We start from the raw sequence: 20,236 nt of genomic DNA on the forward strand, positions 1-20,236 counted from the left end.
AATAATGACGCCATAAATTATTGCTCACACATACTAATAACGGACAACAACCCGCTGTTGATGCTTAGCAAGGACCACACATAAAGCATTAATGCGCATTTATATAAAGGCTAATAAATTATGTTAAAAAAGATCGTACTCTTGATACTAGCAATCGGATTAATAGGGTTGTTTTTCCACTTCAACCTACACCAATTGCTCACCCTTGAAGGGTTAAAAGGTTCAATGGATCAGTTCACCTCATTACGTGAACAATCTCCAGTCTTAGTGATTGGTGGTTTCTTAGTTTTATATATATTAGTCACCGCATTAGCACTTCCAGGTGCCGCTATTTTAACCTTAGCTGCAGGTGCTCTATTTGGTTTATTTGAAGGCTTAGTGATTGCTTCATTTGCTTCTAGTATTGGTGCGTTATGTTCGTTCTTAGTTTCACGCTACTTATTACGTGATTCACTGAAACAACGTTTTCCAGAGCGCTTAGCCGCTATTGATGAAGGAATTAAAAAAGAAGGTGCATTTTACTTATTCACTTTACGTTTAGTACCCATTTTCCCATTCTTCCTCATCAACCTATTAATGGGTGTAACTGCACTTAAGTCTTGGACATTCTACTGGGTAAGCCAAGTTGGTATGTTAGCCGGTACATTTATCTTCGTTAATGCAGGTACACAATTAGCTAAAATCGATAGCCTGTCAGGTATCTTGTCTTTTGGCCTAATCGTTTCATTTGTTTTACTCGGTATATTCCCACTTATTGCAAAAGGTATTGTTAATATGATTAAAAAACGTCAAGTCTACAAAAACTGGACTAAACCAGCTAAGTTTGACCGTAACATGGTTGTTATTGGCGCCGGCGCAGGTGGTCTAGTAACAAGTTACATCGCAGCAGCTGTTAAAGCTAAAGTGACTTTGGTTGAAGCCGGTGAAATGGGTGGTGACTGTCTAAACTATGGTTGTGTACCAAGTAAAGCAATCATCAAAAGTGCAAAAATTGCAGAGCAAATTAGAAATGCACACCATTACGGTTTAGAAGATACAACGCCACAATTTTCATTCAAGAAAGTAATGGAGCGCGTACATCAAGTTGTTGCTGACGTAGCACCGCATGACAGCGTTGAACGTTACACTGATTTAGGTGTAGAAGTAGAAAAAGGTTATGCAAAAATTCTTGACCCTTGGACAGTAGAAATTAGCTACGAAGATGGCACTAAAAAGAAATTAACGACGCGTACTATTGTTATCGCAACTGGGGCTCGCCCATTTGTTCCACCACTACCAGGTATCGAAGAAACAGGTTATGTTACTAGTGATACGTTATGGACTGAATTCGCTAAATTAGATACTCCACCAGAGAAACTAGTGGTATTAGGTGGTGGTCCAATCGGTTCGGAATTAGCACAAAGCTTCGCTCGCTTAGGATCGAACGTTACACAAATTGAGATGGCAGAGCGCATCATGATCAAAGAAGATCTTGAAGTATCTGAATTCGCAACAGAATCACTAAAAGAAAGCGGTGTAAACATCTTAACGTCACATCAAGCATTACGCTGTGAAACAAAAGATGGTAAGAAATTTATCATTGTTAAACACAACGAAGAAGAGATTGAAATTGAATATGACCAACTATTATGTGCAGTAGGTCGTAGCGCACGTTTAACTGGTTACGGCTTAGAAGAGCTAGGTATCGAAACTAACCGTACTATCGTTACCAACGAGTACTTAGAAACTCTTTACCCTAACATTTTTGCTGCTGGTGATATTGTTGGTCCTTACCAATTCACACATGTCGCTGCCCATCAAGGTTGGTACGCTGCAGTGAATGGTTTGTTTGGTAACTTAAAGAAATTTAAAGTGGATTACCGAGTAATTCCATGGACGACCTTTATCGACCCAGAAGTAGCACGTGTTGGTATTAACGAAGATGAAGCAAAACAAAAAGGCATTGATTACGAAATCACTCGCTTTGATTTTGAAGAACTAGACCGAGCGATCACAGACAGTGCAACCAAAGGTTTCATCAAAGTCATTACACCAAAAGGTAAAGATAAAATCCTAGGCGTAACAATTGTTTCTGAACATGCTGGTGATTTAATTGCTGAGTTTGTATTAGCGATGAAACACGGCTTAGGTCTAAACAAAATATTAGGCACGATCCACAGTTACCCAACATGGGCTGAAGGTAATAAATACGCAGCTGGTGAATGGAAACGAAATCATGCGCCACAAACTGTCCTAAATTGGTTAGAGAAATACCATACATGGAGACGCGGCTAATGAAATCAGCAATCCAACATACAACAAATAAGGTAAGCGCCCTAGTGCGCTTCACTTTAGGGGCAGCAATATTAAGTGGTTCGATGCTTAGCACTGCTTATGCAGAAACCAGTAGCAATTTACACGGCACTTGGACAAATTTATTGGCACAGCATATTACGCCAATCAATCAAGGCCATAGTACTGCTGTTGATTATGCAGGCTTTAAGCAACAAGAAGATACATTACAAACTTACTTAGATACATTAGCTGAAACCACACGAACAGAGTTTGATGGATGGTCAAAAGAAAAGCAGTTAGCTTTCTTGATTAATGCTTATAATGCATGGACAGTTGAATTTATCTTAACTAAATACCCTGACCTAGATTCAATTAAAGATTTAGGTAGCTTATTTAACTCACCATGGGATAAAGAGTTTGTTCCATTACTGGGTAAAACGTTGAGCCTAAACGATATTGAACATGGTTTGATTCGCGGTAGTGGTCGTTATAACGACCCACGTATCCATTTTGCAGTAAACTGTGCAAGTATTGGATGCCCTGCACTACGTGAAGAGGCTTATACAGCGGATAAATTGGAGCAACAATTAACGCAACAAACGGAGCGTTTTTTAACAGATTCAAGCCGCAATTATATCAAAGGTAACAATATCTACCTGTCATCTATTTTTAAATGGTATGACGAAGATTTTGAAACGGGATTTCGAGGAACGAAATCTATCCAGGGCTTTATAAACTTATATGTTGATGCACTGCAATTAACTGAAGCGCAGCAGTCGACACTTAAAAATCAAAAGTTTAAAGTTAAATATTTAGATTATGATTGGAATCTTAATGCAAGTCGTTAATAAAATTTGCCAGCATAGTTTTGCTGGCTTTTATAAAGCACTTTGTTATTTATTACTTCTATTATTACCCCAACAAGCCTTATTTGCCTCGGAGTCGCAGTCCAATACTGCGGCGATGTGGGAAAATATTGAAATGCGAGGCACTCAACAGAGTGTCTACTTTCATGCTTGGGGTGGTGACCAGCAAATAAATAATTATATTCAATGGGTTGCTAAACAAGTAAAGCAGCAATACGACATTGATCTACACCACGTTAAACTCACCGACACGAGTGAAGCGGTAAGTCGAGTTCTCGCTGAAAAATCAGCCAGCAACCACCGCAACGGTCAAGTTGATTTAGTTTGGATTAACGGAGCTAATTTTGCTTCTATGGCCAAACATAAATTATTAGCCTTAGACTGGGCAGGCAAACTTCCCAACTTTGCTCTCACCAACCCAGAAAACAATCCAGCTATGACGCGTGACTTTGGTGTACCAACCGAAGGAATGGAAGCACCTTGGGGGCAAGCAGCCTTAACCTTCTATTATGACAGTCTAAAAGTGGAACAACCTCCACAAACATTAGCAGAATTACTAAGCTGGACAAAACAACACCCTGGTCGATTCACTTACCCTAAACCACCTGAATTTTTAGGAATGAGCTTTTTAAAATATGCCCTAATTATTTTAAATGAAGATCAACCTGATAATATCAAAAATAAACTTTATCAAGCAGCCACTGCAGAAAGTGAAGCTCAGATATTGCCAGCATTATGGGCTTTTTTAGATGAGTTACACCCTAACCTTTGGCGTCAAGGCCATCACTTTGTGTCTAATGGTCTGGCTTTACGTCGATTAAGTGGAGATGGAGAACTACAAGTTTCTTTTACTTTCTCTGCAGCAGAAATTCCTTCAGCTATTGCACGCTATGATCTACCTGACAGTACTCGCAGTTACCGCATGCTAGATGGTAGTTTAAGTAATATCCACTTTGTTGCTATTCCCTACAATTCACCACATTTAGACAGTGCTAAACTTGTTGCTAACTTCTTACTTAGCCCAGAAGCACAAGCTAAAAAGCAACAAACGTCAGTATGGGGTGATAGTAGTGTATTAGATTTATCTCAACTCACACCAACACAGCTCGCTTACTTCGATACCACTGAGAAAAAACACTTAAGTGCAAATATCATCAATGTTGATAACACTCGCTTGTTAAGTGAATTACACCCTAGCTGGTCAGCCGTGATCACTACGCAATGGCTTGCCCGTTATGGAGTACAATAATGATTGTTGCTAATACATTTTTTACACGCGTTGTTCGCACTAGCCCGACGGTAATGATAGCGTTACTTGTTGTGCCGGTATTAGGTGGACTCTTAGGTGTATTATTACCCGCTTTTGGTTGGTTTCCTGCATTAGGAGCCACTGAGTTTGGATTGTTTGGCTTTACTGAGCTATTTGCAACACCCGGTATCGAACGCATGTTGTTGCTGAGTTACAGCACCAGTTTAGTCAGTACCCTACTAGCCTTTCTTATTACCATATTAATTCTTGCTAGTTATTTCAATAGTCCTTGGTTAAAACGCATCCAACGTTTATTGGGCCCTATTTTAGTTATTCCACATGCTGCAGCAGCGATTGCCATTGGCTTTTTAATTGCTCCTTCAGGTTTTTTATCACGGCTTTTCTCACCGTGGTTATCAGGTTGGGAAACTCCACCTGATTGGTTATTTCCGCATGACCCCTACGGTTTAAGCATTATTTTAGGATTAGCTTTAAAAGAGCTACCATTTTTATTATTAATTGCACTAGGCGTGCTTGCTCAACCAGAAATAGGTAAAGTCCTTAAGCAACAACATAAGGTAGCTTCAAGTTTAGGTTACTGCCCTATGACAGGATTCTTTAAAGTCATCCTACCTAGTTTATACGGTTACATGCGTTTACCTATTTTAGCCGTACTCGCTTATTCAAGTGCGAGTGTAGAGATCCCATTGATTCTGGGTCCAAATACTCCACCGACACTAGCTGTTGCGATTATGCAATGGTTCAGTGATGTAGATTTGAGCTTACGTATTAAAGCTTCATCGGGCGCGATTGTACAAATTCTTGTGACTCTTTCACTGCTATTAACTTGGTGGGGAATTGAGTTATTAGTAAAGAAATGCAGTGCCTCTTGGCTAACCAATGGAGCGCGTGAACATGGTGGTATGATCATCAAACGCTTTACTGATGTTATTACCTTCATTATGGTAAGCACTATTGCTTTAGCTCTCCTAGGCATGGTTTTTTGGTCTTTTGCAGGTTTCTGGTCCTACCCTAACCTGTTACCTGATCAGTTTATGACAATGCATTGGCAATCTGCATTAACCCAAATGCAAACACCTTTATTTAATACCTTATTAATAGCCTTTAGCAGTACCTTACTTGCTATTGTATTAACGTTATTAGCATTAGAGTCTGAGCAACAAAGTAATAAAACGATTTCAGCAGTGAGTGGATTAATTATCTATCTGCCGTTATTAATACCAAGTATTGCTTTCTTATTCGGGCTGGTATGGATGTTTGAGCAAGTGAATAGCCAACATACCTACTTAAATGTGGTATTCACTCATCTTCTATTTGTTTTGCCTTATGTCTTTTTATCCTTAGCGAATAGTTACCGTCGATTGGATCCCCGCTTTAGTTCTGTAGCTGCGAGTTTAGGCGCTTCTCCGTCTAAGATATTCTGGCAACTTAAATTACCTTTATTAATTTCACCCATTTTAATCGCTAGTGCATTAGGTCTGGCAATTAGTTTTAGCCAATATTTACCGACATTATTAGCAGGTGCAGGCCGGATTAATACCATCACTACCGAAGCCGTTACCTTAGCCAATGGAGCAAGTCGACGCACCAGTGCAGTTTATGCATTAATGCAAATGTTACTGCCTGCTTTATTCTTTATTTTAGCTTGGTTAACACCGAAAATTTTCTCACGTGCACGTGTATAGGAACGTATATGAAATCAATAACAATACCGTCACTGGTTATCGAAAAATTACAATTAAAGCAGCAGGATAAAGTGCTTCTGTCGCTAGATGAAGAGATTATTGGCGGACAAGTACTCACTATTATGGGGCCATCGGGCAGTGGTAAATCTACCTTATTGAATTGGTTAGTAGGCATGTTACCGAGTAGCTTTGATGCCACAGGTAAACTCTACTTAAATGGTGCTGATGTCTCAAACATATCTAGCCATCAACGCCATATTGGATTGTTATATCAAGACCCACTTCTATTCCCACACCTCACAGTAGAGGGTAATATTGCGTTTGCCATGCCTAAAGGTAACAAACAGGATAGGCTTGATGAAATAAGCGACGCATTAAAACAGGTTGGTCTAACGGGGATGGAAAAACGCTGTCCTCATAGCTTATCTGGTGGCCAACAAGCACGTGTTGCGCTACTCCGTGTTTTGTTGAGTAAACCTAAAGCTATTTTACTCGATGAACCTTTTAGCAAATTGGATAGTCAACTTCGTCAAGAAACACGTCAGCTTGTTTTTGATGAAATTCGACGTCACAGTCTACCAGCTGTGATGGTGACGCATGATGAGAGTGATGCAATTGCGGCACAGGGTAAAGTAATCACCTTAGACAAATTAATTTAATCGTAGCAAACGGGAAATCGATGTTAGATAGATTTATCACACCAGTTATCAAACCACTGTTAATGCCAGTGGTAAAAACATTAGATAAACGAGGTGTTACACCCGATCAAGTCACGCTAGTAGGTTTTTTTATCGGTATCATTGCGGTACCGTTATTGGCGAATAAAATGTGGACAGCTGCATTAGTAATGATCGTGATTAATCGCATTTTAGATGGTTTGGATGGCGCTTTAGCGCGTTATCAAGATAACAGTACCAGTGCAGGTGGTTTTTTAGATATTTGCGTGGACTTCTTATTTTACGCAGCAATACCTCTGGGCTTTGCAATGGCAGATCCTGAATTTAATGCTTTACCTGCTGCGGTATTATTAGCGGTATTTATTGGTACCGGCTCTACTTTCTTAGCTTTTGCCATCCCAGCTGAAAAGCTGAATCTAGATCGTCCTCAATTTGCAAACAAGAGTTTTTATTTCATTAATGGATTAACAGAAGGCACAGAAACCATCGCCTTTTTTGTAGCATTTTGTATTTGGCCACAATACTTCCCAGCTCTAGCTTATCTGTTTGCTTTATTAGGTGCGATGACAGTGTTTACACGCATTCATGGTGGTTATAAAACATTAAAATCACATCAAGTAGAAAATAAGGAATAAGTATGGTTGATGATGCCCAGCTCAGGTTAATCATTTTTATTAGCATTTTAGCAGTGATGTTTACTGTAGAAAGATTATTTCCTGCGCGCCAGTTACCTACTAAGTCTAATGCGCCTTCTAAGAGAATGCGTTTAATAGGTAACTTTGGCATCGTATTTATATCAGGTTTATCAGCGAGGTTAATATTCCCATTAGGATTAATGAGCTTAGCTTTATTCTTCACTGAACAAAAAATAGGGTTATTTAACCTGATTGAGCTTCCAGGATGGTTAGTCGTAACCCTTAGTTTGTTATTTTTAGATATGCTTATTTATTGGCAACACAGACTATTCCACAAAATACCTTTATTGTGGCAACTACACAAAGTGCATCACGCCGATACACATGTAGATAGTAGCACCGGGTTACGCTTTCACCCCTTAGAGATCATTGCGAGTTTAGTCATTAAAGGCGTTGCTATTTTTGTATTAGGGATTCCCGCCTTTGCAGTAATTTTATTTGAAGTATTACTCAATGGCTTTGCCATATTCAATCACGCTAATATTCGTTTACCTGCAAAAGTAGAAGCGGTAACACGATTAGTTTTAATGACTCAAATTCTACATCGTATTCATCACAGTCAGCTATTCAAAGAGAGTAATTCCAACTATGGCTTTAGTGTGATTTGGTGGGATCGTTTATTTGGTAGCTATTCTGCCCAAGCCACAAAACCAGACCTAGAGATTGATATTGGCATCACAGAATTTCCAGATGCTAAAGACAATGCGCATTTGTGGGGATTATTAGTGATGCCTTTTAAACGGAAGAAATAATTTAACTAATATTTTTCTCTTTAAAGTGATAGAAAATACAGGCTCATCCGTATAGTATACCCATCAATAATTTACCACGGAGAGTCACATGGCTTACACAACTTTCTCTACCCTTTCCAACGATGCAATGAAAGAACCTATGTTCTTTGGTAACCCGGTTAACGTGGCTCGTTATGACCAACAAAAATTTGAAGTATTTGAAAAATTAATTGAAAAACAGTTGTCGTTCTTCTGGCGTCCAGAAGAGATTGACGTAAGCCGTGATCGCATTGATTTTTTAAATTTACCAGATCACGAACAGCATATCTTCATTTCAAATTTGAAGTACCAAACGCTTTTAGATTCAATTCAAGGCCGTAGTCCTAATATGGCATTACTGCCTATTGTTTCGTTACCTGAATTAGAAACTTGGATCGAAACTTGGTCTTTTTCTGAAACAATTCATAGCCGTAGTTACACACATATTCTTCGTAACTTATTTACAGATCCAAACGAAGTGTTTGAAGATATTGTAAATAACGATGAAATTCAAAAGCGTGCTACTGATATCTCGTTTTATTACGACGGTTTAATCCATGCAGTGCAGTTTATGCAGCTACATGGTTTAGAGCAAAACGAAGTACCTTACGTTAATATCGAAGGTGAAACAGAAAAATTAACATTACGTGATATTAAAAAGAAATTGTACCTATGTGTTTGTTCTATAAATGCATTAGAAGCAATTCGCTTTTATGTGTCATTCGCTTGTTCATTTGCCTTTGCAGAGCGTGACTTATTAGAAGGTAATGCAAAGATTATCAAGCTAATTGCTCGTGATGAAGCATTACACCTTAACTCAACTCAGCAAATGCTGAATCTTTGGGCTGACGGTAAAGATGATCCTGAGATGGCTGAAATTGCTATCGAATGCTTCGCTGAAGGTCGTGATATTTTCTTAAAAGCTGCAGAACAAGAAAAAGAATGGGCACAATACCTATTCAAAGATGGTTCAATGATCGGTCTTAACGAAGAAATTTTATGCCAGTATGTTGAATATATTGCGAACCAGCGTATGCAAGCGATTGGCTATGAAGCACCTTTTGTAGTTAAGACTAATCCAATTCCATGGATTAACCACTGGTTAGTCAGTGACAATGTTCAAGTAGCACCACAAGAAGCTGAAATCAGCTCTTATCTAGTAGGTCAAATCAACAGTACTGTTGATAGTGAAGACTTAAGTAGCTTTGAACTATAAGAATGGCCAACAATATGTCCTCTAAACTCACTTATAATGGCAAACAATATACGTTAGATGAAGAGGCGACACTGCTTGAAAACTTAGAAAAGCAAGCAGTGTCTGTTGAGTTTCATTGCCGAGATGGGCATTGTGGCGCCTGTCGCTCACAGCTTGTTTCTGGTGATGTTTCATACACCACTTTCCCAATGGCTTACCTGAAAGATGGTGAGGTATTACTGTGTTGCAGTAAAAGCAAAAAAGACATTACAATCAAGTCCCTATCTTAACACGCATAGATATTAGCCAATAAAATCAAACCCTCATCAAGTAATATTTAAAAAACACCAAGTAGATCACTTTCATAAAATAAATTTATATTTAAATATAAGAAATATATACCTGTTTTAATCGTAATCTAATGGCATAATCAATTACATCATATTTTTGTCACATGGAATTTAGTGTTTATACTATGAAAATATTTTCCCCATTAGTTATTTTGACGGTTGCCCTTCCCCTTTTGTCGGGACAAGTAGCAGCTCAAGTAAAATTTTCTGAAGGTTATGAGGCTGCTCATTCAGGCAACTATAAAAAAGCAGTAAAAATTTGGTTACCACTAGCAAAGAAAGGTGATGCGCCAGCGCAATACACTATTGGTTGGATGTATGAAAGTGGACAGGGTGTGAAAGAAGACCTTAAAAAAGCCGTTTATTGGTACAAAAAGTCTGCACAACAAGAATATGAAGCCGCACAATATGTACTCGGTACACTTTACGAAAAAGGCTCTGGTGTAGAGCAAAATAGTGAGATAGCTTTAGATTACTATCTGTTAGCCGCAAAACAAGGCGATCCAATTTCACAGTTCCAAGTGGGTAATTATTATCAATATGGTATTGGCACTCGCAAAGATAACGATAGAAGCATTTATTGGTATGAAAAAGCAGCACAACAAGGGCATGTAAATGCACAAATAGACTTAGGTAAAATTTACCAATCCGGTGAAGCATTAGAAATTAATTATGAAAAAGCCGTGCAATGGTATCAAGCTGCAGCCAACCAAAATAATGCATTAGCACAATACCAACTAGCTTATATGTATGAACATGGATTAGGAAAAAAACAAGACTACTCGAAAGCGATACAACTCTATTCAAAGTCAGCAAACAATAATTACTCTCAAGCTGCCTTTAAGTTAGGTACTATTTTTGAATCTGGAGAAGTTGGGGAAGTAGATAATGCTAAAGCAATGAGTTGGTACCGACGCGCAGCATTACAAGGTAACACTAATGCTCAATTCCAACTAGGGCGTTTATCAGAGTTTGGTAAAGGGACGGAGAAAAGTATAAGACGAGCGATTGACTGGTATACCCAAGCATCTAGAAGAGGTAATGCAGAAGCATATTACATACTGGGTCAAATTTATGAAAATGGAACAATAGATTATCAACACAACATAAGCGCTAACCTACAAAAAGCGGTAAAAAATTATCAATATGCTTCTGAGCTAAACTATCCACTAGCGCATGCAAAATTAGCTTATTTTTATGAAATGGGCCTTTTTATTAACCAAGATAAAGAGACTGCAATAACACTTTATAAAAAGTCATCGCAAACATGGGCAAAAGAGCGACTTCAGCACTTAATTGATCATGAACTCTGTTTGAAAGAGGCTACTACCAAAATGTTCGGAGAGTTGATCAGCTGCGCTAATCGAGAGTTATTAAGAAAAAAGATAAAACAGCAATCTATTAAAGTCATCTCAGAAGATAACCAATCTTTATCGGACACTTATTTCACTGGAGCATCTATTAAAGGGACTAGTGAGCTAAACATACAATACACTGACAAAACTGACTTTGTTAAAGCAACTTATACTTATATTGGTAGAAATAAGCCTGAATTAATTGTAAAAGTTAAAAATGAAATAATGAAAAAATACGGTCAACCAACTCACTCTACAGGTGATACTTCAGAGGGAGAAGCCAGCTTTCATTGGCTGTTAGATGATAATATTGTTATCAATGTATTCCGACACTGGCCTGATACCACCACTTTTGTTGAATATGAATTGCTTACTCAACCACAAAACGAATACTCGATTAAAAGCCTATAATAATTGAATATCAGATAATGAGCGTAAGCAATACGTTCATTATCTTTTCGTTTACTACTTATCAGTATTAATGCCTTATTTTCAAAAAGGCAAAGACTACCAATCATTTAACTATAGGAATCCCTCTCGAACTAAATTAATAAGTAAATATAAACGCAATACTATAAAATAGCGCGGCATAACGTTTTCAAAATCAATCCCCCAATTATATAAATAAGTGAATTCATGGACAGCACAATATTACTCTTCATTGGTATGGCCTTCAGTTTTGGCATGATCATTAATTTAACAGGTTTACCGCCAATGGTAGGTTTCTTGTTAGCCGGCTTTACTCTTAACTTCATGGGTTTTGAGTCATCCGATGCATTAGTTACTTTAGCTAATTTAGGGGTAACCTTGTTACTCTTTTCCATCGGCTTAAAATTAAATATTCGTACCCTGTTAAAGTCTGAAGTATGGGCGGGAGCCAGTATTCATATTGTCGCCAGTATTCTATTTTACACGGCAATATTATTTATTATTAAACAGTTAGGGGTTTCGTTATTTTCTGAACTAGATATCTATGGGTTAGTCCTTATCGGTTTTGCCTTAAGCTTTTCTAGTACTGTATTTGCGGTTAAGATTTTAGAAGAAAAAAGTGAAGCAAATTCACTTTATGGGCGAATCGCCATTGGTATCTTAATCATGCAAGATATTTTTGCTGTCCTGTTTTTAACCATTTCAGTTGGTAAAGTTCCTTCTATCTGGGCGATCGGTTTGCTTGCACTGCCATTAATTAGACCACTACTTTATAAGATATTAGATAAAGCTGGCCACGGAGAGTTACTGGTTTTATACGGCTTTGTATTAGCTTTAATTGTTGGTGCAGGTTTATTTGAAAGTCTAGGTATGAAGGCGGATTTAGGTGCGCTGATTGCCGGTATGTTATTAGCTGGACACCCGAGTGCAAAAGAGATGGCTCGTTCATTATTCAATTTAAAAGAACTGTTCCTGGTCTGTTTCTTCTTAAACATAGGTTTTGGAGGCTTACCGCAATTTGACCACTTAATGATTGCTCTAGTGCTATCAGTCTTATTAGCCGGAAAAATTGTGCTGTACTTCTTAACCCTCAGTAAATTTAAACTACGTTCGCGCACTTCACTATTTGCTGCTTTTAGTTTAGCAAACTACAGTGAATTTGGATTAATCGTGGCTTCTCTAGCAACTTACAAAGGCTGGTTAAGTCGTGACTGGTTAATTATCACTGCAATTGCCGTTTCACTGAGTTTTATTATCGCCGCTTTATTAAATAAGTATGCAGATGCTATATATGACCGTTACCGTTTGGCTTTAAAACGCTATCAAGCAACACGTTTACATTTAGATGATCGCCCAGTACGTGTTGGTGACGCACAAATTTTAGTGATGGGAATGGGACGGATTGGCGTCGGTGCATACGATGCGCTGAAAACCACTTATGGTGAAAAAGTAATGGGTATTGATTACAACCATCTCACTACGCTACAACACCGAGAAGTTGGACGACGCGTGATCACTGGCGATGCATTAGATTCAGATTTTTGGAATAAACTACAACTCACAGATAAAATTAAATTAATTCTATTAGCAATGCCTGATCATAATGGTAATCGCTATGCTGCCGAGCAATTAAATAATATTGAAAACTGTAGCTTTAAAGTCGCAGCATTAGCACATTATAAAACTGATGAAGAAGAATTAAATGCATTAGGTGTGAATTTAGTGTTTAACATGTATGAAGAAGCTGGTGCTGGATTCGCACGACATGTTTGGACAGATTTCCAAACAATTTTAGAAAAAAGTCCTCATAAACTGGACTTATAATAAGAAATATCCCGCTATCGATGTTTTTTGTTAGTAAATTGTACTGATTTCGTGTGACTTTTGATGTTTATTCTGCAAAAATCAACTCTCTCAGTATGTTGATCTAGATTGATCACGAAGCACTTCTCTTGATAAAGTGGTGCTTAAAAGTAATTCAAGAAGTAACGAATAACCTTATTATTCGTTTACATAATAAAAGGTAACCCTATGTGTTCTATTTTTGGTGTGCTCGACATTAAAAGCGATCCTATCGCATTGCGCCAACAAGCAATTGAAATGTCAAAACTGCTTCGTCATCGCGGCCCAGACTGGTCTGGCGTTTATTCTTCTGATAAAGCGATCCTTGTTCATGAACGTCTTTCTATCGTAGACGTGAATAATGGTGCACAGCCTTTATACAATCAAAATAATACACACATCCTTGCTGTTAATGGCGAAATCTACAATCATAAAGAACTAGCGGCAGAGCTAACTTGTGGTTACCAATTCAAAACTAAGTCTGACTGTGAAGTTATCCTTGGTTTATACGAAGAGAAAGGCAATGCATTCCTAGATGACCTAAACGGTATCTTTGCTTTCTGTTTATACGATCAAGAAAAAGACAAATACCTAATTGGTCGTGACCATATGGGTATCATTCCACTATACCAAGGTTGGGATGAGCACGGTAACTACTACGTGGCGTCAGAAATGAAAGCATTAACGCCTATCTGTTCTAAAGTATCTGAGTTCCCACCAGGGCATTACTTAGACAGTGAAGTTGGTGAATTAACTAAATATTACGTTCGTGATTGGATGGAATATGATGCAGTTAAAGATAACGGCGGTAGCGCTGCAGAAATCGGCCAAGCATTAGAAGAAGCGGTTAAACGCCAACTAATGTGTGATGTACCTTACGGTGTATTATTGTCTGGTGGTTTAGATTCTTCAGTTATCTCTGCAATTACACAGAAATTTGCTAAACAACGTGTTGAAGATAACGACGAGAGTGGCGCATGGTGGCCACAACTGCACTCTTTCTCTGTTGGCCTAGAAGGTTCACCAGATTTGGCAGCAGCACAAAAAGTAGCTGACGAATTAGGTACCGTTCACCACCCTATTATCTTTACCGTTCAAAATGGTATTGATGCACTTAAAGAAGTTATCTACCACCTAGAAACTTACGATGTAACAACTATCCGTGCATCGACTCCTATGTACCTAATGGCACGTAAGATTAAAGCGATGGGTATCAAAATGGTACTGTCAGGTGAAGGTGCTGATGAAATCTTCGGTGGTTACTTATACTTCCACAAAGCGCCAAACTCTCAAGAGTTCCATGAAGAGTTAAACCGTAAACTAAGCAAACTACACATGTTTGACTGTTTACGTGCTAATAAATCGATGTCAGCTTGGGGTGTTGAAGCACGTGTACCATTCTTAGATAAAGAGTTCATGGACGTAGCAATGCGTACTAACCCAGAACTTAAAATGATCAAAGATGGCCGCATCGAGAAAAATATTCTACGTGAAGCATTTGATGGGCAATTATTACCAGAAGTACTATGGCGTCAAAAAGAGCAATTCTCTGATGGTGTTGGTTACAACTGGATTGATACACTAAAAGAGCACGTTGAAACTTTAGTGACAGATCAACAGCTAGCAACAGCTGAGTTCAAGTTCCCTATCAATACACCAGATACAAAAGAAGCTTACTTCTACCGTAGTATCTTTGAAGAGCACTTCCCACTAGACAGTGCGGCAGAGTGTGTTCCACATGGTAAATCTGTTGCATGTTCAACAGTTGAAGCATTAGCTTGGGACGCAAGTTTCCAAAACAATGCGGACCCATCTGGCCGTGCTGCTGGCATACATAATGATGCTTACGCGCAAAAATAATTTCAGCTTAAACTGAAACAATTAAAGCGCTCAATGAGCGCTTTTTTTATGGGGCAAAGAAAATGAATGGATGTTTATGTAAAAGCGGTAAAGCCTATCAGGATTGCTGCCAACCATTGCATGACGGTCAGCAAACTGCGAGTACCTGTGAGCAACTAATGCGTTCTCGTTATAGTGCATTTTGCTTACAACTAGGTGAATATTTATTTTCCACTTATCACCCTGACTATCGTGGTGACTTAACCGTCGCACAATTATCAGAGCAATCATTGGATTGGAAAAACCTGGAAATAGTGAGTACTGAAACCGATATCGATAAAGGCTTTGTAGAATTTAAAGCTTGGTATCATTCCGAAGGTCAATTACGTTGCCACCATGAACTCTCAAACTTTGTAAAACAGCAAGCCCAATGGTTTTATTGTGATGGAGCTTTTTATCCTGAACAAAAATCAGGTAAGATACAGCGCAATGATAGTTGCCCATGTGGTAGCGGTAAAAAATATAAAAAGTGTTGTGGCTAAACGCATCATAATTAAGCGAATACAGTTCTGCGCGACATGTTTTAATCAATAGAGAAAATAATGCAAAAGAAAACACTATTAACAACTTGCCCTGACTCGAAGGGCTTGATTGCACAAATTACTAATATCTGTCAAAAACACCAATTAAATATTGTTAAAAATAATGAGTTTGTTGACCATCAATACAACCGCTTTTTTATGCGCACTGAGATTGAAGGCTTTTTTAACGATGAAACATTGTTAGCAGACTTAGATTACAGCCTACCAGCAGGTTCATCACGTTCATTGATCAACTCAACACAACGTAAACGTATCGTTATTCTTGTAACTAAAGAAGCACACTGTATCGGCGATATTTTAATGAAAAGCACTTATGGTGGCATCGATGTTGAAATTGCAGCAGTTATTGGTAACTATGATGTATTAGAAGATCTGGTGACTAAATTTAACATCCCTTACCACACAGTAAGTCATGAAGGTTTAACACGCGAAGAGCACGAAGAAAAAGTATTAGAAACGATTGCTCCTTATACGCCTGATTACGTTATTTTAGCGAAGTACATGCGTATTTTAACGCCTAAGTTTGTAGAAACTTATGCTAATCGCTTAATCAATATTCATCACTCGTTCTTACCGGCGTTTATTGGGGCAAAACCCTATCAACAAGCTTTTGACCGTGGTGTAAAAATTATCGGTGCAACCGCTCACTTTGTTAATAATGACCTAGATGAAGGTCCAATTATTACCCAAGATGTAGCACATATAGACCACGCTTATAGTGCAGAGTTATTAGCCAAAGCAGGCCGAGACGTTGAGAAATCAGTATTAAGTCGTGCCTTGCAGCAAGTATTAGATGATAAAGTGTTTGTTTACGCGAATCGTACCGTAGTATTTAAATAGTTAAATAATTAACGCTGTAAAACAAAAAAACCTTAACATTTGTTAAGGTTTTTTTATATTCGATAATCAACAAAGCTAAGCTTCAGACTAAGCTAAGTTATTAAGATTGCGGTTGTTGCTCAGACATATATTCAGATAATTGATTCATTGACGCAGTTGTAACCACTTCTCCGTTTAATGAGAACGTAACATCTTCTCCAACTTTCTCTCCACGTAGCACTGCTTTTTCACCGTTGGTGTAAACAATATCGTAATCAATAGTATTTTCATTCACAGGATTTACTTGCACAGAGTAAACTGATTTTTCGTCGCTTGTTTTATTAGTTAATGGTTTTAGCGGCGCTTTCCTTAATGATGGATCTAACCCATCGTTTATTTGGTATTGCGTTTTCACCTCAGAGTCGAAAATATGTGGGCTACCGTTAAGTGGATTTTTTCCTGTCCAGAATTCTAAAGAGTTAAAGACAACGACATCAACCGCTAATGTTAATGCATAAACAGGTAATAATAAGATATTAACACCACCACGAGCGTAGCGATTGTCCACTACCTCTAAGTTAAACTGCATTACTTTATCAGTAACTGCATTACTACCAACACAAGCAGACAAAGCTGACGTTAACGATACTACAGCAGTAAACATAGCTACTTTTTTCACAGCACTTTTAGGCATTTTGTTTCTCATAAATACTTTCCTATTTTGATATATACAAACAAAACTAATCCCTACTACTTCCGCTACTTTCTTCTATTTTACAATATAAAAAAACAATGGATTGTATTAGCCTAATGTTAGTTAAGTTGCGAATATGACAGCATACAATAAGTGAAGTTCAACCAAGGATGTTTTGTCAGGTCCTTCAGTCACTTTACTCAATAATCTAGGATTAATTAATAGGCGGGGCGTAAAATCGTCATAAAGTATTACTCATATCAATATCTTGGACGAGTTATTTTCAAAGGATTATTATCTAAATCTAGATGCTTATATTCATCCAATAGGCTTGCATCAATGCCTGGTAAATGTTGATTTTCTAAGCCAGGCTCATTCGTTTTAAACTCTTCCCCTGTATTTACTCGTAGCTTTTTATGCAGGGGTAAATTATCAATGATATCTAGCGGTAAAGTGCTCTGCTTATTTCTAGAAAGTACAGCTTCATTACTTAATAACTGCTTAAGACGAATATCTGCTAGTTTCGCCTGATGTAAATCTTCATTTAATTCAGCTAATAATTTGGTCGATGGGCCTGCATTTAATAATGGTTGGCTTGCTGGCAACTCAAAATATGCGCGTAAATCTTCATTTTTAGTCGCAGCCTCAGGGTTAGCTTTAACATCAAATTGCGCAAAGTCACGTGCATCATCAGATAAGAAACTGAGCAATAAATTAAACTTATCACGGGCGCCAGTATGCACAGCAGTATTCAACTGCTGCCCTAACTGCCATTCATTTATCACCGCTTGCTGTTTAAGTTGTTCAATATTCATACTGAAAGATGCGTTCCTGCTGCTTTTTTATGTTCACTCCTATTTTTATCGGCAACAAGCTGATTTTATTTAATGTTTTTTTGAATTTAATCTTCACATGTAATTATTTTCTGATATTATGCTCCTCGAAATAACGGAGGGGTTCCCGAGTGGCCAAAGGGAACAGATTGTAAATCTGTCGCGAAAGCTTCGGTGGTTCGAATCCACCTCCCTCCACCATTTCATCTTCATTCTATGCAGAGACGCCACTTTCTGCTTCTAATCCCTTTTAAATTATTCAAACATAATGTAAAAAGGGCTATATCTTGACAAATACCGCCTACACTCCTTTACTTATTTTTACCCATTAATGTACTTGGTATTATCAACAAAGCAGAATGTGAATTAGATTGGTATTAACTATGTATCGTTATAATAATAAAAAAATATTAATAGTAGATGATCAAAAACCATTTCATGTAATGATGAAGACGATGCTGATCAACCAAGGTGCTAAAGATATGACCTTTGTTGAAACAACCGAGCAAGCAGTCAAAGTTGCCAGCCTCATTAAATTCGATATTTACTTGTTTGATTACAATTTAGGCGCAGGTAAGAATGGTGTACAACTTTTAGATTACCTAAAACAAAATAAGTTAATTCCAGACCACGCAATTTGTTTTATCATCACTGGCGACAGCAACAAGCGCATGGTGCTAACTGCAATGGAAAAGTCTCCTGATGATTATCTAATGAAACCCTTCTCTCCTGTACAACTAAGTACACGACTGACAGCAGCCACAAAACGAAAATCCATACTTCAAGATATCTATAAAGCGATTTCAGATAAAGATTACCCATTAGCAATCTCTCTTTGTAAAGATAAGATTCAAGCCTCATCAGAAAACCGTAACTTATGTAAAAATTTATTGGCTGAAATCTATATTGAAACAAAAGAGTTTACGAGTGCAGACCGCATTTTAAAACCATTGGTTGAACTCAGACCTTTAGTTAGACCTTGCATTAGTTTAGGTAGATCTCTTTTTTTACAAGAAAAGTATAAAGAATCGATTGAAGTGTTAACACGTTTAATAGAAAGCTCACCTTTGCAGATGGAGGCTTATCGTTGGTTAGCTCGCTCCTATAAGCAAGACGGTCAACTGAGTAATGCGTTAACTATTTTAAGCCAAGCTGCAAATGCGACCCATCACAGCATCGAGCGCCATCAAGAAGTCGCCTTACTTGCCAATGAGATGGAAGAATACTTAGTAATGGTAAACAGTTACTCATCTATTTTATTTCTCAGCCGTAACTCGTTCTACCCAGATCCATGTCATCTTGCGAACTATTTACGCAGTATTCTTAATCTGGCCAAACAAGAACATGACTTAAATGAGCGTCGGCAGATCTTAAAGCGAGTTTCTTCAACCTTATATCAAAGCCGCTTTGAAGAAGGTAAAAATAAAGAATTTAACTTTAATGGTTTCGATGAAATTTACCAAGCCAACGTATTATTTACGTTAAATGAACCACTCAAAGCAAAACGCCGTATTTTTAATACTTTAAAAAATATAACCAGTGAGATAACGGATTTCGACACCACCTTTTTAATTGAAAGCTCACTTTCTTTATTGGATATCGGTGAATTTGAAGAAGCAACGCCACTACTTGCTGAATTAGAACAACGCCATATTATTGATCCAACGACTAAAATTAATATTAAAAAACATACTGGTAAAGCGTTACAACAACGTATGGATATTTTTAAAGCACACAATAAGGCAGGTATCGAGCACTTCACTAATGGTGAATATGAAGAGGCATTAGAACGTTTCGATCAAGCTTTATTACTAGAGCCTTTAAATTCTGGCGCTATTCTGAATCGCTCACAAGTATTTATTCATATGTTGCAACAGAATCCTAAAAGTAAAGGTGATTTAATAGTGAAGTTTCAAAATACCACTGCATTATTAAACAACACCCACCTACCAGAAGTTCATTCAGAACGTTTACAAGCTCTTCGCCACGAGCTTAAAAAGATTAAAGGTGCAATTTGAAAGGTTAAAGATTAAAGGTTAAA

The 20,236-nt window shown here is 37.8% G+C and carries 17 protein-coding genes and 1 tRNA gene; 16 read left to right on the top strand and 2 right to left on the bottom strand.

The features are described from left to right. Positions 1-120 precede the first annotated feature (120 nt). The 14 genes from V5290_RS11980 (at position 121) to purU (ending at position 16,689) form a co-directional block, all read left to right on the top strand. The gene (locus V5290_RS11980; RefSeq protein ID WP_333385918.1) at positions 121-2,274 is read left to right on the top strand and encodes an FAD-dependent oxidoreductase; all 2,154 of its coding nucleotides are present in this window, start codon (positions 121-123) and stop codon (positions 2,272-2,274) included. Further along, complete coding sequence (locus tag V5290_RS11985) at positions 2,274-3,122, top strand: DUF547 domain-containing protein (protein ID WP_333385921.1); 849 nt, start codon at positions 2,274-2,276, stop codon at positions 3,120-3,122. The genes V5290_RS11980 and V5290_RS11985 overlap by 1 nt, the downstream gene beginning before the upstream one ends. Then, a complete protein-coding gene (locus V5290_RS11990) occupies positions 3,109-4,389 on the top strand; it encodes an ABC transporter substrate-binding protein (RefSeq protein WP_333385924.1) in 1,281 nt (426 codons plus the stop codon). Before V5290_RS11985 ends, V5290_RS11990 begins: the two co-directional genes overlap by 14 nt. Beyond that, positions 4,389-6,095 carry an ABC transporter permease gene (locus V5290_RS11995; protein ID WP_333385928.1) on the top strand — a complete coding sequence of 569 codons (1,707 nt, stop codon included), beginning with the start codon at positions 4,389-4,391 and terminating at the stop codon, positions 6,093-6,095. Before V5290_RS11990 ends, V5290_RS11995 begins: the two co-directional genes overlap by 1 nt. A gap of 8 nt (positions 6,096-6,103) precedes the next feature. Further along, a complete protein-coding gene (locus V5290_RS12000) occupies positions 6,104-6,754 on the top strand; it encodes an ATP-binding cassette domain-containing protein (RefSeq protein WP_333385931.1) in 651 nt (216 codons plus the stop codon). Positions 6,755-6,774: 20 nt separating this feature from the next. Next, the gene (locus V5290_RS12005; RefSeq protein WP_333385934.1) at positions 6,775-7,407 is read left to right on the top strand and encodes a CDP-alcohol phosphatidyltransferase family protein; all 633 of its coding nucleotides are present in this window, start codon (positions 6,775-6,777) and stop codon (positions 7,405-7,407) included. Between the two features lie 2 nt (positions 7,408-7,409). Continuing rightward, a complete protein-coding gene (locus tag V5290_RS12010; RefSeq protein WP_333385937.1) occupies positions 7,410-8,219 on the top strand; it encodes a sterol desaturase family protein in 810 nt (269 codons plus the stop codon). 88 nt (positions 8,220-8,307) lie between these two features. Then, positions 8,308-9,453, top strand: coding sequence for a class Ia ribonucleoside-diphosphate reductase subunit beta (nrdB, locus tag V5290_RS12015; protein ID WP_333385940.1), 1,146 nt, complete (start codon positions 8,308-8,310; stop codon positions 9,451-9,453). Between the two features lie 14 nt (positions 9,454-9,467). Then, entirely contained in the window at positions 9,468-9,722 is a 255-nt protein-coding gene (yfaE, locus tag V5290_RS12020) for a class I ribonucleotide reductase maintenance protein YfaE (RefSeq protein ID WP_333385943.1), read from the top strand. 185 nt (positions 9,723-9,907) lie between these two features. Next, on the top strand, positions 9,908-11,548 hold the full coding sequence (locus tag V5290_RS12025; RefSeq protein WP_333385946.1) for a hypothetical protein: 1,641 nt from the start codon (positions 9,908-9,910) through the stop codon (positions 11,546-11,548). 225 nt (positions 11,549-11,773) lie between these two features. Further along, on the top strand, positions 11,774-13,390 hold the full coding sequence (locus V5290_RS12030) for a cation:proton antiporter (RefSeq protein ID WP_333385950.1): 1,617 nt from the start codon (positions 11,774-11,776) through the stop codon (positions 13,388-13,390). Between the two features lie 207 nt (positions 13,391-13,597). Further along, positions 13,598-15,268, top strand: coding sequence for an asparagine synthase B (gene asnB / locus V5290_RS12035; RefSeq protein ID WP_333385953.1), 1,671 nt, complete (start codon positions 13,598-13,600; stop codon positions 15,266-15,268). 62 nt (positions 15,269-15,330) lie between these two features. Continuing rightward, a complete protein-coding gene (locus tag V5290_RS12040) occupies positions 15,331-15,789 on the top strand; it encodes a YchJ family protein (RefSeq protein ID WP_333385956.1) in 459 nt (152 codons plus the stop codon). A gap of 60 nt (positions 15,790-15,849) precedes the next feature. After that, on the top strand, positions 15,850-16,689 hold the full coding sequence (gene purU / locus V5290_RS12045; protein WP_333385959.1) for a formyltetrahydrofolate deformylase: 840 nt from the start codon (positions 15,850-15,852) through the stop codon (positions 16,687-16,689). A 100-nt stretch (positions 16,690-16,789) separates the two neighbouring features. Here purU and V5290_RS12050 read toward each other — a convergent pair whose 3' ends face one another. Together V5290_RS12050 and V5290_RS12055 are read right to left on the bottom strand one after the other, a co-directional pair. After that, positions 16,790-17,374, bottom strand: coding sequence for a DUF3332 family protein (locus V5290_RS12050; RefSeq protein WP_333385961.1), 585 nt, complete (start codon positions 17,372-17,374; stop codon positions 16,790-16,792). Between the two features lie 248 nt (positions 17,375-17,622). Next, the gene (locus V5290_RS12055) at positions 17,623-18,177 is read right to left on the bottom strand and encodes a VC2046/SO_2500 family protein (protein WP_333385964.1); all 555 of its coding nucleotides are present in this window, start codon (positions 18,175-18,177) and stop codon (positions 17,623-17,625) included. 135 nt (positions 18,178-18,312) lie between these two features. Here V5290_RS12055 and V5290_RS12060 point away from each other — a divergent pair. Next, a tRNA-Tyr gene (locus V5290_RS12060) sits at positions 18,313-18,396 on the top strand. A 182-nt stretch (positions 18,397-18,578) separates the two neighbouring features. Next, the gene (locus tag V5290_RS12065; protein WP_333385968.1) at positions 18,579-20,213 is read left to right on the top strand and encodes a response regulator; all 1,635 of its coding nucleotides are present in this window, start codon (positions 18,579-18,581) and stop codon (positions 20,211-20,213) included. Positions 20,214-20,236 lie beyond the last annotated feature (23 nt).

Origin of the sequence: Psychromonas arctica, assembly GCF_036697365.1 — a bacterium.
Lineage (GTDB): Bacteria > Pseudomonadota > Gammaproteobacteria > Enterobacterales > Psychromonadaceae > Psychromonas > Psychromonas arctica_A.

Excerpts from the sequence above, each read along its gene's own strand:
- V5290_RS11980 (WP_333385918.1), top strand. The coding sequence starts at position 121 with ATGTTAAAAAAGATCGTACTCTTGATACTAGCAATCGGATTAATAGGG.
- V5290_RS12000 (WP_333385931.1), top strand. The coding sequence starts at position 6,104 with ATGAAATCAATAACAATACCGTCACTGGTTATCGAAAAATTACAATTA.
- V5290_RS12065 (WP_333385968.1), top strand. The coding sequence starts at position 18,579 with ATGTATCGTTATAATAATAAAAAAATATTAATAGTAGATGATCAAAAA.
- V5290_RS11990 (WP_333385924.1), top strand. The coding sequence starts at position 3,109 with ATGCAAGTCGTTAATAAAATTTGCCAGCATAGTTTTGCTGGCTTTTAT.
- purU (WP_333385959.1), top strand. The coding sequence starts at position 15,850 with ATGCAAAAGAAAACACTATTAACAACTTGCCCTGACTCGAAGGGCTTG.
- yfaE (WP_333385943.1), top strand. The coding sequence starts at position 9,468 with ATGTCCTCTAAACTCACTTATAATGGCAAACAATATACGTTAGATGAA.
- nrdB (WP_333385940.1), top strand. The coding sequence starts at position 8,308 with ATGGCTTACACAACTTTCTCTACCCTTTCCAACGATGCAATGAAAGAA.
- V5290_RS11985 (WP_333385921.1), top strand. The coding sequence starts at position 2,274 with ATGAAATCAGCAATCCAACATACAACAAATAAGGTAAGCGCCCTAGTG.
- V5290_RS12055 (WP_333385964.1), bottom strand. The coding sequence starts at position 18,177 with ATGAATATTGAACAACTTAAACAGCAAGCGGTGATAAATGAATGGCAG.
- V5290_RS12010 (WP_333385937.1), top strand. The coding sequence starts at position 7,410 with ATGGTTGATGATGCCCAGCTCAGGTTAATCATTTTTATTAGCATTTTA.
- V5290_RS11995 (WP_333385928.1), top strand. The coding sequence starts at position 4,389 with ATGATTGTTGCTAATACATTTTTTACACGCGTTGTTCGCACTAGCCCG.
- V5290_RS12030 (WP_333385950.1), top strand. The coding sequence starts at position 11,774 with ATGGACAGCACAATATTACTCTTCATTGGTATGGCCTTCAGTTTTGGC.
- V5290_RS12050 (WP_333385961.1), bottom strand. The coding sequence starts at position 17,374 with ATGAGAAACAAAATGCCTAAAAGTGCTGTGAAAAAAGTAGCTATGTTT.
- V5290_RS12025 (WP_333385946.1), top strand. The coding sequence starts at position 9,908 with ATGAAAATATTTTCCCCATTAGTTATTTTGACGGTTGCCCTTCCCCTT.
- asnB (WP_333385953.1), top strand. The coding sequence starts at position 13,598 with ATGTGTTCTATTTTTGGTGTGCTCGACATTAAAAGCGATCCTATCGCA.
- V5290_RS12040 (WP_333385956.1), top strand. The coding sequence starts at position 15,331 with ATGAATGGATGTTTATGTAAAAGCGGTAAAGCCTATCAGGATTGCTGC.
- V5290_RS12005 (WP_333385934.1), top strand. The coding sequence starts at position 6,775 with ATGTTAGATAGATTTATCACACCAGTTATCAAACCACTGTTAATGCCA.